This window comes from Metabacillus bambusae, assembly GCF_017497975.1.
Classification (GTDB): domain Bacteria; phylum Bacillota; class Bacilli; order Bacillales; family Bacillaceae; genus Metabacillus; species Metabacillus bambusae.
Window position 1 is genome coordinate 110239 of sequence record NZ_JAGDEL010000012.1, and the last position, 12029, is coordinate 122267.

A 12029-nucleotide genomic window follows, 5' to 3' on the forward strand; every position below is an offset into this window, starting at 1 on the left:
TATTATTAAATGAGTTCTATTTACCTAGTATATTTGGGGGATTGATATGAAGCAATTAACTCTAGTGTTAAGTCTTTTACTAACTATTTTATTAATGGGCTGTACAATTTCAGATGAAGAATTAACGAAAACCACAATAGATAATACCAAGCAGGCATTCGAAGACACTCCAAAGGATTCAAATGAACAAACAAAGCTCTTTTCATATTATTTACCTGAAGAATTTACTATAAAAGAAACGAAGATGTATAATGTATTGCTCGAAAAAGGAAGTAAGAGCTATTTATTATTTGTAAATGAAAACGAGGAAGCTAATAGTAAAGTTTCATATGACACATTAGTAGAAAAATATGAGAAACCTTTTATTTCTGAAACGTTTGAAGATAAAGAGAGATTCGGCTATCTATTTGTCAATACTCTTGAAAAAAACACCTATGAAGTTACAGTTGGAATCGGTGGAACAAAGTTAACGACTGAAGCAAAAATAAATGATGTTTCAGATGCTGCGAAAAATATGATGGATATTGTAAAATCAGTTCATAAAAAATGACTGTTCAAGAGGCAAAAATAGGGTCAGACCCTTTTTAGGCCTCTTTTTTTCTATAGGCTCTGTTAAATCTTATTGTTGTTTTTATATTAGGGAAAGGAAAGCTTGCTCCCTTTCCGTGGACTAAATGCCTAGACTCCTCGGTTGTTCCTCACTGCGGGGTTTAGTAGCAAGTACTCCCTCAGGAGTGTCGCAGATTTCCCTCATTTATCAACAATTTGTTTAACAAAGTCTTTCTAAAAGTAGTATTATTATAGTCATTGTAAGGTGGCTAAGTGGAAACGTAAGAGGGAATCATATAAACTATAGATGGACTAAACAGAGTTTAATTAAGATGGAGGAAATTGAAATGAAAAAACTAACTTCAGTGGAAGAATATAAACAACTAATTCAAAGTGACAATGTTATTTTTATGTTCTCAGCAGATTGGTGTCCAGATTGTCGCGTAATCGAACCTATCTTACCTGATATCGAAAAAGAAAATAGCTCATATACATTTTATTATGTCGATCGTGATGAATACATAGATTTATGTGTAGAATTAAATGTATTCGGAATCCCAAGCTTTGTTGCATTCCACCAAGGGAAAGAAGTTGGACGATTTGTAAGTAAGGATCGTAAAACACAAGAACAAATTCAAGATTTTATTAACAGCCTTACATAGTACATATAACGAATTCGCATCACTTTAAGGAACACAAAAACGATTGTGAGTGATAGCTTGTTATTGTGCAAAATTATGGACTAAATTTGGTTGGAAATCGATTTTGGACATGAAAACGAGTTAAAGAGGGTTCCATCCTCTTTCCTTCATAGAATTTAGTCGAGAGGAGGAACTATGAATGAAAATGACTTCGAGAAAATTAGTAGAAATCCTAAAAGAAAAGCTTACAAAACCACAATGGCAATTTGAATTTGATCGAAAGAAGGATTCTCTAAGAATTGAAGATTCCACAACAAACAAAGGTGTAACACTATCTCTTCCGGGAATAATTGCAAAATGGGAAACATCAAAAGAAAAAGCAATTGATGAAGTTGTCTATTATGTTAAAGAAGCTTTAATCGTTATGAACGAAAAACAAGAGCTTACAGGAAAGGAAAAATCTATATTTCCAGTGATTCGCTCTACTTCTTTCCCTACCGAGAGCAATGATGGAATTCCGCTTTGCTTCAGTGAGCATACAGCAGAAACAAGAATCTATTATGCACTAGATCTTGGAAATACGTATCGTTTGATTGATGAAAAAATGATGGAAAAAGAAAATTGGACAAGCGACCAATTAAAAGAAGTATCATCATTTAATATAAGATCCTTGAAGACAAGTGTAAAAGAAGACAATGTTGCAGGTAACATTTTTTATTTCTTAAACGCAAACGATGGCTATGACGCAAGCAGAATATTGAATGAAAGTCTACTGCAATCATTTGAGGAAAAGGTTGAAGGTAAAATGGCTGTTGCTGTTCCACATCAAGACGTGTTAATAATTGTCGATGTTCGCAATAATACAGGTTATGATATTCTGGCTCAATTAACAATGAGCTTTTTTGCAAGTGGTACAGTCCCTATTACAGCATTATCGTTTTTATATGAAAATAAAAAGCTTGAGCCCGTTTTTATTTTAGGGAAAAATAAACCACAAAAATAAATACTAGATTAAATTTCCTAAAAAGGTTTGCACACCCATAAATGGAATCTTCAAACCGAACAATCTAGAAGAAAAATAAAAGAAATGAAAGAGGCGGCCGATATAGCTTCCATCGTGATGGAGGTTATTTTAATTATTGGTTATCCTCTTTTTTTCTTTAATTTAGGCTGTTTTCGCAAACTTTGTTGATATTTACTAAGTAATGCGGTCTGGTTGATTGCAGCGAAAGATGCTCGCTTTCCGCGGGGCGGGCGGTGAGCCTCCTCGGCGTAAACGCCTGCATGAGTCTCACCTGTCCCGCTACTCCCGCAGGTGTCTCGCAATCCGTTCCAATCAACTTGAATTAGTTTTTTGTTTTAAAAGCAACAATCTCTTAGAAAAGAGCCTTAATTTATCTTTTGAAGTAAGGGGAATTTTTCAGTATCAATAAGTCTAGTAGATTTTACCCTTACCGATATAACGGAATTTTTACCTAAAACCTTCTTCCTACAGTTGGACCTTAAAAAGCATTTGTTTATCACAATGATTGAAGTTTATCTACAAATCTAGACATTTATTGATACAATAGAGTATAAGATATTTTGAAATGTTGAAAGAGTGATAAAGATGAATTGGTTAACAAAGTTAGTCTCCTATTTCTCTGGAGAAGATGAAAAAGAATATGAAAAAAAAGCAGAATTACAAGATGATCTCAATGCTCATTCCGTTTTCAACACTCCTTCGAGCGTTGAAGGTAAAAATCGAACAAACATTACTGCTGAAGCTAAGGTCGCCTATCAATATCCAAAAGGTAACTTTAGGTTTCCGATGATTCCAGATGAAAAGTTAGCAAGTCGCGATGAACGTTCCAAGCGTCCAACACGTACATACGATTATCAAAAACATAGCGGAGAAGTTCCATTTACTCCTAAAAGTCCAGCTACTAAACCAAAAATAAATCCGAAGAAGGCTGATGAGAAACCTAAACGACCTTTTAGTCCGACCGCTATACCATCACCTATTTATGGGTTTCAAACAAAAGAAGAGAGGATAATGACTCGTCCGCAGTTACAAGTGGAGAACCGTGGGATAAATGGTTCGTTACTTTCAAAAACTGAAGAGAAACAGTCTTCAAGAACAGTCATTAAAAACTTTCAACAAGAAAAGCAAGAAAAAATCGAACAAAATGATACAGAAATAAATTTTGTTCGTAAGCAAAACTCAATGGTTGAAAAAGAAGATAAGCACACTGAAATGAGTTTTTCTCATGAAGAGATTGAAGAAACTCAATTAAATAGCAATGCAAACGTTGAGGAGAACCTTGAAGTGAATGATCTGAGGATTGACGATGATTTGAGTCAATTTAACACATTCTACGAAGAAGAAACACTAGGAATTGAGGAGCAAAAGCAAGAAATTCAAATAAGTGAACTTGAACTAGAAGTATCGCTAGAAGAGGATGAAATGTCTCTAATCAACTTGGAAGATGAATCAACTATTTGGGTAACTCGAGAACCTTTAACAGCTATCGAAGAGGAAGAAACTCAATTAGATTCAGTACAGGTTAATAGTCCTGAAATAAATCAACTTCTCCACCGAGCTGAATTAGACGAAGAAGAATTTCAACAGGAATTACACAACACAGTCATTGAAAGTGAGCTTGAAAATACATTCGTTCATATGAAGGATCCAATACAGCAAGAGGTTCTTCCAGAGGATACTAGGAACAATGTTAATCTGTCACATGAAGAGGAACGTCTGGAAGAAAATGAACAGCAGATAGTCAATCATCATCAAGAAAATTATTTAAAAGAAGAAGATGAGTATCAGCCTATTGTGCCTCATCAAGAAAATCTTACAAAAGACGAGAAGCAGAAAATCGAAACTAAAACTAGAAACAATACCCTTCCTTTCAATGTTATGATGCTAGGTCGAGATAAACAACGGATGAGAGCGAAAGAGGACAGTTATCAGTTTCCATCACTTGCATTTTTAAATGTTCCAGATAAGGAAGTTTTAGAAGATCATTCATGGTTGAATGATCAGAAAGAGCTTTTAGATGTCACCTTAAAAAACTTTAATGTTCGGGCTAGTGTTGTAAATGTTACTCAAGGCCCTTCTGTCACAAGATTTGAGGTTCATCCTGAACCAGGTGTGAAGGTAAATAAAATTACAAACTTAAGTGATGATATTAAATTGAGCTTATCTGCCAAGGACATTAGGATTGAGGCACCGATACCTGGGAAAAATACGATTGGAATTGAAGTTCCTAATAAGGTAAGTAAGATGGTTTATTTACGTGAAATAATCCGAAGTCCAGAATTTAGAACGAATCCATCGCCGATGACTGCAGTGTTAGGTTTGGATATCTCTGGTCAGCCTGCTGTTACAGATTTAAAGAAAATGCCTCACGGACTTATTGCAGGCGCAACTGGTTCTGGTAAAAGTGTCTGTATTAATACAATTCTTGTCAGCCTGTTATACAAAGCGTCACCACATGAAGTGAAATTAATGCTCATTGATCCGAAAATGGTTGAATTGGCACCTTATAATGAAATTCCACACTTAGTAAGTCCTGTTATTACCGATGTAAAGGCAGCAACTGCAGCTTTAAAATGGGCTGTGGAGGAAATGGAACGTCGATATGAGCTATTTGCTCATTCTGGTACAAGAGAGATTACGAGATATAATCAACTTGTAAAAGAGCATAAACAAGGTGAACATCTACCATACCTAGTTATCGTCATCGATGAGTTAGCAGACTTAATGATGGTTGCACCAAATGATGTCGAAGAAGCCATTTGTCGGATCGCGCAAAAGGCTCGTGCATGTGGAATTCATTTGATCGTAGCTACTCAGCGTCCTTCTGTAGATGTTATTACAGGCTTAATTAAAGCGAATATCCCAACGAGAATTGCTTTTTCTGTTTCTTCCCAAGTGGATTCAAGAACAATTATTGATGTAAATGGTGCAGAAAAACTTCTTGGTAAAGGTGATATGTTGTTTTTAGAAAACGGCTCATCGAAAGCTGTAAGGCTGCAAGGTACATTTGTATCAGATGAAGAAATTGAACGAGTAGTTAAACATGTAAGGCATCAATCAAAGCCAGACTATTTATTTCATCAAGATGAGTTGGTGAAAAAAGCAATCATACAATCTGAAGAAGATGAGTTATTTCCTGAAGCATGTGAATTTGTTGTGAATCAAGGGGGAGCATCAACATCACTTCTTCAAAGACGTTTTAGAATCGGCTATAATCGAGCAGCAAGACTGATCGATATGATGGAGGAGCAAGGAATAATTTCAGAAAATCGTGGAAGTAAGCCACGAGATATTCTCATTTCTGAAGAGGAATTAGATTCGATTCAAAGTGAGTAGTGCATAGTAAAGGAAAATGGTATGATACGTTAAATAGAAAGGGATAAGGGAGTTTAGGTCGATGAAGGAATTTGTATTAAAGCAACAAGGGGAATTCAGCTTTTCTACTGTTATTAGGTTAAAAAAACGTGGAATTATTAAAGTGTCTCATTCAATTCCACGTTTAGAAAAAGTTGAGTAATTATGGATAATATTGTTCATTTTCAAACCCTCCGCAAGGAAAAAGAAGACCAACTTTCTACCTACGTTGTTCAACATACTGCAATGATCAAGAGCTATGTAGACCGTCAAGTAAACATTAGAGAAAAAGTGAAGGCTAAGTATATTTTTAGTGAAAAAGTAGGTTGTGAGAGATCATCCGTTTTTACTAAAATAGAAGAGCAGCTTTTTCTTGATTGGTTTACTTTTGATTATTTGACGATAAAAGGAACAACCATTTACCAATCATTTGTGGATCACTCGAGTAATAAGAGACATTCATTAGATGCTGTGGTACATGCACTTTTTATGGCTAGTGTACTTGAGCCATTTAAAGTAATAAAATCAAATGATGGTCATATACATGCAGAGAAATTACTTACAGGTGAACGATGTACAATTAAGACATTTTCAAAAAACAAAATGGTTAATGGAGAAGACATTATCTTTTTACGTTCAGTTCCGGTATTTGATAAGCTTTTGTGTATTAGCGAAATTTTTGTTCAATGTGATCAAAAAACAATTAGTAACTTAGTAAGTCATTTTGAAAAAAGTAAAGATAGTTGGCGTACATTTTTAAAGAAATTTTCCATAAAATATAGTTGGAACAGAGATGCATCAGTTGAAAAGTGACATTCTAAGTCCAATGTAAGGTTTCCACTATTTTCATGGTCATTATTTCATGCAAGTGATATAATATACAACCGTAAGCTTATTACATATGTTAAAGAAAAATTAGGAAGTATAAGTTTAGAACTGATTTTCGCATTTACCCTTTAGAGTAGTAAACTCCAAAATTCTCGTTGATACATTTTTTTGTAAACACAACCATAGGTTGTTGGAGCTACCTTATAGCGGATATCATGTTTGCCTGGTTTAACTAGGCAACTGTGCTTTTCTTTCACTTAATTAAAATTAAATCTTATGGATGATAGTATAAGAAAAACGAAAGCTTTGCCACTTTAAGCCAAGTTTTTCGAATTGGATTCATATAGATGGGTTGCAAATCTAGATGAGCGTCATATACTGTCAATCAGATAGACGTTTGTTGGAGGTTCTAATTATGACTGTTTATCATTTTGTTGGAATTAAAGGGACTGGAATGAGTGCCCTTGCACAGATTTTACATGATATGAATTACGAAGTTCAGGGCTCTGATATTGAAAAGAAAGTTTTTACGCAAAAAGCCCTTGAAGCACGTAACATTAAAGTATTACCCTTTGCAAAAGAAAATATTAAAGAAGGTTTAACAATTATCGCAGGAAATGCGTTTCCGGATACACATCCAGAGATTGAAGAAGCCTTTAATCTTGGCTTACCAGTTATTCGCTATCATCGTTTTCTTGGTGAATTCATGCAAATGTATACAAGTGTAGCAATAACCGGTGTTCATGGTAAAACATCCACAACCGGATTATTATCACATGTAATCCAAGGGGCTGAACCAACATCTTATCTAATTGGTGATGGAACAGGTAATGGTATTCCAAATAGCAAGTATTTCGTTTTTGAAGCCTGTGAATACCGTAGACATTTCTTATCATACAAACCAGATTATGCGATCATGACAAACATAGATTTTGATCACCCTGATTATTTTACTAACATAGAGGATGTGTTTAGTGCATTTCAGGAAATGTCAGTTCTGGTAAAAAAGGGAATTATTGCTTGTGGTGATGATGAGCAGCTACAACAAATTCAAGCAAAGGTTCCTGTAGTTTACTATGGCTTTGGTGAAGAGAATGATTTCCAAGCAAGAAATGTTGTAAAATCAACAGACGGCACTGCATTTGATGTTTTTGTTCGAAACACCTTTTATGCGTCTTTTAAAATCACAACTTATGGCGATCACAGTGTTTTAAATGCACTTTCGGTTATCGCATTATGTCATTATGAAGAAATTGACGTTGAGATTATTCAACAAAGGCTGTTAACATTTGAAGGAGTGAAACGACGCTTTAATGAAAAAAGAGTCGGAGATCAAATTTTAATTGATGATTACGCACATCATCCTACTGAAATCAATGCAACCATTGATGCAGCTAGACAAAAATATCCTGATAGAGACATTGTCGCAGTGTTCCAACCACATACATTTACAAGAACTCAATCCTTTTTAGAAGAGTTTGCAGAGAGTTTACAAAAGGCAGATTATATTTACTTATGTGATATTTTTGGATCTGCAAGGGAGAATGTTGGTAAGTTGTCAATTGACAATTTACTTGAAAAAATTGAAAATTCCCATTTAATAAATGAAGAGGATACCTCTGTCCTAAAAACCCACAAACGTGCTGTTTTAGTTTTCATGGGTGCAGGAGATATTCAAAAATATCAAGAAGCATATGAAAAGGTTTTAGCTTAACACTTTCTAAAGATTAAAAAAAGCTGACGATAAATAAGAAAATTACGTTAAGTAATGATTCTTATCTAAGTCAGCTTTTTTCACGTTCTTAATTCATAGCCTTTGCCTCTTATTGTTTCAATTGTTATAGTAGGGGGTATTTTCTTTCGCAATCTATAAATGAGTGCATTCACTTCTTCTGAACTAACCATAGAATCAATGCTATTTGATGTAAATCTTTCAGACCATACATAATGTGTTAGTTCATCCTTAGAAACAAATTGTTTTTTTTGAAGAAGTATTTCTATGAATTTATATTCTTTTTCTGTCAAAGCATAACAGTTGTTTTTCAAGATTAAATTTTGTTTTAATGGGTCAAGTCGAGGGGGATTGGGCTTTTTCTCTTGTTCTTCTAGATTAATGGGTGTTAACTCACAAGTCTCATCAAAGTCCCTAAGTGAAAAAGACATGATAACTAGATCTTTTGCAAATGATATTTTGTCATTTGTAGCTAGTTTTTCAGGTATATTCGGTTCAAGTATTTTTCCATTAACCGATGTACCATGTTTACTTTGTAAATCTTTAATGTAAAAACTATTTGCTTCAAAAGAAATGCTAAAATGTTTTCTTGAAACGAATACGTTATTAAACGTTATGTCTGGCTTCCAATGCTTAGATTCTCTACCAAAAACCATATTTGCTTTATCTAATGAGATAATATCCCCCGATTCATAATGTGGTGCCTTTTCAATTACAAGAAACGAAGAAGTATCCATTCTATTAACTCCTAACTATCTATCATTGTCAGAATCTTATCATCAAAATATTATCCCATAACCATTGAGTGTGAGCAAACAAATAATTAGTATTAGTTACTGTGAGCTAGAGTGGAGGTTATAAAGATGAAAAGGAAGAGGAAGTTTTTAAAAATACTTATATTGTTTATTACCCTCCTATTATTTATGGTGATAAACAATTCCAATCTATTTTTAAAGCAAACAACTAAAGATCCCCTGTTACTTGCTCATAGAGGAATGGCTCAAACCTTTAATATAAAAGATGTAAAGTATGACACCTGTACTGCTGAGATGATCTATAAGCCTGAACATTCTTATTTAGAGAATACAATTCCTTCAATGGAAGCTGCGTTTAATGAAGGTGCAGATATGGTTGAGTTTGATATCATGCCAACAAAGGACGGGCAGTTTGCAGTGTTTCATGATGAGACGTTAGATTGCCGAACAAATGTAAAAGGAACAACAGAGGATTATACAATGGATGAGCTTAAAAAAGTTGACACCGGATTTGGTTATACATACGATAATGGAAAAACATTTCCTTTCCGTGGTAAAGGTATTGGTCTTATGCCATCACTTGATGAGGTATTAAGCAATTTTCCAGATAAGTCCTTATTAATCCATATTAAGAGTAACGATGCTGCAGAAGGGGTACAACTGGCGAAAGTACTTACTAAGCTTCCAAAGGATCGTCTAAGCCTTTTAACTGTATATGGTGGTGATGAACCAATTGAAGCATTAAAAGAAAAGCTACCTAAGATTAAAGTTATGTCAAAAAATACAATGAAAAGCTGCCTTATTCCATATATTTTAGTTGGTTGGACGGGTTATGTACCTGAAACATGTGAAAATACTGAGTTACATCTTCCTGAAAAAATTGCACCATACTTATGGGGATGGTCTGGAAAATTCACTAGTCGAATGGAAGATTTAAATACAAGAGTCATTGTAGTAGTTGGTGATGGAGGTTTCTCAGAAGGGTTTGATTCAGAAGAAGATTTAAAACGTTTACCAAATCATTACTCAGGAGGGGTTTGGACAAATCGAATCGATATTATTGCTCCTGTGTTTAATAAATAAGGTTAATTTCGCAATTAGTGTCTTTTAGTAAGGCTGTTTTCGCAAACTTTGTTGCTATATACCAGGTAGTGCGGTGTGGTTGATTGCAGCGAGAGAGATGCTCGCTTTCCGCGGGGCGGGCGGTGAGCCTCCTCGGCGTAAACGCCTGCATGAGTCTCCCCTGTCCCGCTACTCTCGCAGAAGTCTCGTAATCCGTTCCAATCAACCTTAAGCAGTTTTCGTTTTAAAAGCAACGATCTCTTAGAAAAGAGACCTTATAAATAAAGGTTAGTGACCAAGATAGGATTAGAAGCATATGGCATTTACCAATAATAAAATAGTCTTAGATGAAGGGTGTTTGTATGATAGAGAAAGAGGTAGTTTTAAAAGTAAGTAATCTAAGTAAAAGGATAGGAAAATCATCAATAATAAAAGACGTAAGTTTTGAACTTAACAAGGGTGAAATTCTTGGTCTCCTTGGTCCAAATGGTTCAGGCAAAACAACGATTTTAAAAATGTTAGTTGGACTCATAAAACCGACAATTGGGAGCATTGTTATCGAAAAAGTTAATATAAGAAAAGATTTTGAAAGGGCAATCACCCATGTAGGTGCGATCATTGAAAATCCTGTAATGTATGATTTTTTATCAGGATATGATAATCTCGTTCATTTTTTCCGTATGACAAATAAGTTTTCTAATGAAAGAATTGACGAGGTTATTGAATTATTAAGGATGGATGATTACATTGATGATAAAGTATATACCTATTCATTAGGAATGAGGCAAAGACTCGGATTAGCACAGGCGATTCTGCATCAACCATCTATCCTTCTTTTAGATGAACCTACGAACGGGTTAGATCCAGAAGGTATTAAAAGCCTTAGAGAAACATTGAGAAAACTTGCAAACGAAAATGGTGTTTCGATTATTATCTCTAGTCATATTTTAGGTGAAATTGAATTGATTTGTGATAGTGTGTTGGTCATGGATGATGGTATATGTATTGAACGAGGCTTATTAAGTGAATTACAAAATGGAACAAGCATGAAACATTCGTATTCCTTTAAGGTATTGAATGCAGAAAACATAGAACCGATTTTACAAACTAAGTATGAAAATGACAGAATTCATTACCAAACTAATGGTTTTTCAATAGAATTAGAGGTAGAAGAAGTAGCAGAGTTAAACAAACTACTAGTTGCTGCTGGAATCAATGTAATAGGCATTGAAAGAATTGGTAGTCCATTAGAAGAGCTGTTTTTACAAAAATTGCGAGGTGAAGAAATATAATGTCTTATCTTCACTTAATCAAGAATGAACACATGAAACTATTTAAACGGCCAAGAATATGGATTTTAATTGGCTTAATGGTATTTATGAATATTATCGTAAGTATATTTTTTAAGTTTTTATTTAAAGGGACTGAATTTACCTTTTGGGACTATATTCAAGTGAGCTCATACTTATTAATTGTAATTCAATTAATGTGTATTATTATTGCTGGTGACATAGTTTCAAGTGAATTTGAAAAAGGTACAATAAAGTTTTTGTTTACTCGACCTGTAAAAAGGGTGAAAATATTACTTTCTAAGTATATAACGGTTTTGTACATAATAATTTTATTAGTATCACTTCAATTATTTATGTCAAGTATTCTCGGTATTGTTTTTTATTCTGGAACGTTATTAACTCTTGATCAAAAGGTGCTAATTGGATTAGCAAGTTATCTTTTCAACTTAATTGAAATAGTGGTAATGAGTACAATAGCTTTTAGCTTTTCAACAATTACGAGAAGTAGTGTATTTTCAATTGCAGTCCCTGTTTTTTTATTGTTTACATCAAGTGCAATTATCACGCTATTAGACCATTATCATTATCAAGCAGGTAAGTACTTGCTATTTGCTAACACAAATATAATGCCATACTTTTTCGGTCAACCATTATTTGAAGGAATGACATTGACTTTTTCGCTTATTAATATCATTTTACATTTGGTCGTATTTTTCTTTTTTTCTATCCTTTCGTTTACGAAGAGAGATGTCCATGTTTAATTAAGAATGATCTCACATGATAAAGTTATCA

General features: G+C 34.1%; 10 protein-coding genes. 9 read left to right on the plus strand and 1 reads right to left on the minus strand.

What is annotated here, in order from left to right; translation table 11 throughout:
• The first annotated feature begins 46 nt into the window (after positions 1 to 46).
• The 6 genes from I7822_RS16250 to murC all read left to right on the plus strand — a co-directional run bounded on the left by I7822_RS16250 (position 47) and on the right by murC (position 8110).
• Complete coding sequence (locus tag I7822_RS16250; RefSeq protein ID WP_207980086.1) at positions 47 to 550, plus strand: hypothetical protein; 504 nt, start codon at positions 47 to 49, stop codon at positions 548 to 550.
• A gap of 346 nt (positions 551 to 896) precedes the next feature.
• Positions 897 to 1211, plus strand: coding sequence for a thioredoxin family protein (locus I7822_RS16255; RefSeq protein ID WP_207980088.1), 315 nt, complete (start codon positions 897 to 899; stop codon positions 1209 to 1211).
• 178 nt (positions 1212 to 1389) lie between these two features.
• Entirely contained in the window at positions 1390 to 2193 is an 804-nt protein-coding gene (locus I7822_RS16260) for a DUF1444 domain-containing protein (protein ID WP_207980090.1), read from the plus strand.
• Positions 2194 to 2799: 606 nt separating this feature from the next.
• Complete coding sequence (locus I7822_RS16265; RefSeq protein WP_207980092.1) at positions 2800 to 5550, plus strand: DNA translocase FtsK; 2751 nt, start codon at positions 2800 to 2802, stop codon at positions 5548 to 5550.
• Between the two features lie 183 nt (positions 5551 to 5733).
• Positions 5734 to 6381, plus strand: a complete 648-nt coding sequence (locus tag I7822_RS16270) for a hypothetical protein (RefSeq protein ID WP_207980094.1) — start codon at positions 5734 to 5736, stop codon at positions 6379 to 6381.
• 430 nt (positions 6382 to 6811) lie between these two features.
• Positions 6812 to 8110 carry a UDP-N-acetylmuramate--L-alanine ligase gene (gene murC / locus I7822_RS16275; protein WP_207980096.1) on the plus strand — a complete coding sequence of 433 codons (1299 nt, stop codon included), beginning with the start codon at positions 6812 to 6814 and terminating at the stop codon, positions 8108 to 8110.
• An 80-nt stretch (positions 8111 to 8190) separates the two neighbouring features.
• Here murC and I7822_RS16280 read toward each other — a convergent pair whose 3' ends face one another.
• Complete coding sequence (locus I7822_RS16280; RefSeq protein WP_207980098.1) at positions 8191 to 8865, minus strand: FHA domain-containing protein; 675 nt, start codon at positions 8863 to 8865, stop codon at positions 8191 to 8193.
• 126 nt (positions 8866 to 8991) lie between these two features.
• Here I7822_RS16280 and I7822_RS16285 point away from each other — a divergent pair, with 126 nt between their 5' ends.
• From I7822_RS16285 to I7822_RS16295, 3 genes are all read left to right on the plus strand, one after another.
• Entirely contained in the window at positions 8992 to 9966 is a 975-nt protein-coding gene (locus I7822_RS16285) for a glycerophosphodiester phosphodiesterase family protein (RefSeq protein ID WP_207980099.1), read from the plus strand.
• A 341-nt stretch (positions 9967 to 10307) separates the two neighbouring features.
• Entirely contained in the window at positions 10308 to 11237 is a 930-nt protein-coding gene (locus I7822_RS16290) for an ABC transporter ATP-binding protein (RefSeq protein WP_207980101.1), read from the plus strand.
• On the plus strand, positions 11237 to 11998 hold the full coding sequence (locus I7822_RS16295) for an ABC transporter permease (protein ID WP_207980103.1): 762 nt from the start codon (positions 11237 to 11239) through the stop codon (positions 11996 to 11998). The genes I7822_RS16290 and I7822_RS16295 overlap by 1 nt, the downstream gene beginning before the upstream one ends.
• The last annotated feature ends 31 nt before the right edge of the window (positions 11999 to 12029 follow it).

What these genes read in the sequence shown, in the direction of transcription:
- I7822_RS16260 (WP_207980090.1), top strand. Translation starts at nt 1,390, where the DNA reads ATGAAAATGACTTCGAGAAAATTAGTAGAAATCCTAAAAGAAAAGCTT.
- I7822_RS16290 (WP_207980101.1), top strand. Translation starts at nt 10,308, where the DNA reads ATGATAGAGAAAGAGGTAGTTTTAAAAGTAAGTAATCTAAGTAAAAGG.
- I7822_RS16270 (WP_207980094.1), top strand. Translation starts at nt 5,734, where the DNA reads ATGGATAATATTGTTCATTTTCAAACCCTCCGCAAGGAAAAAGAAGAC.
- murC (WP_207980096.1), top strand. Translation starts at nt 6,812, where the DNA reads ATGACTGTTTATCATTTTGTTGGAATTAAAGGGACTGGAATGAGTGCC.
- I7822_RS16265 (WP_207980092.1), top strand. Translation starts at nt 2,800, where the DNA reads ATGAATTGGTTAACAAAGTTAGTCTCCTATTTCTCTGGAGAAGATGAA.
- I7822_RS16295 (WP_207980103.1), top strand. Translation starts at nt 11,237, where the DNA reads ATGTCTTATCTTCACTTAATCAAGAATGAACACATGAAACTATTTAAA.
- I7822_RS16250 (WP_207980086.1), top strand. Translation starts at nt 47, where the DNA reads ATGAAGCAATTAACTCTAGTGTTAAGTCTTTTACTAACTATTTTATTA.
- I7822_RS16285 (WP_207980099.1), top strand. Translation starts at nt 8,992, where the DNA reads ATGAAAAGGAAGAGGAAGTTTTTAAAAATACTTATATTGTTTATTACC.
- I7822_RS16280 (WP_207980098.1), bottom strand. Translation starts at nt 8,865, where the DNA reads ATGGATACTTCTTCGTTTCTTGTAATTGAAAAGGCACCACATTATGAA.
- I7822_RS16255 (WP_207980088.1), top strand. Translation starts at nt 897, where the DNA reads ATGAAAAAACTAACTTCAGTGGAAGAATATAAACAACTAATTCAAAGT.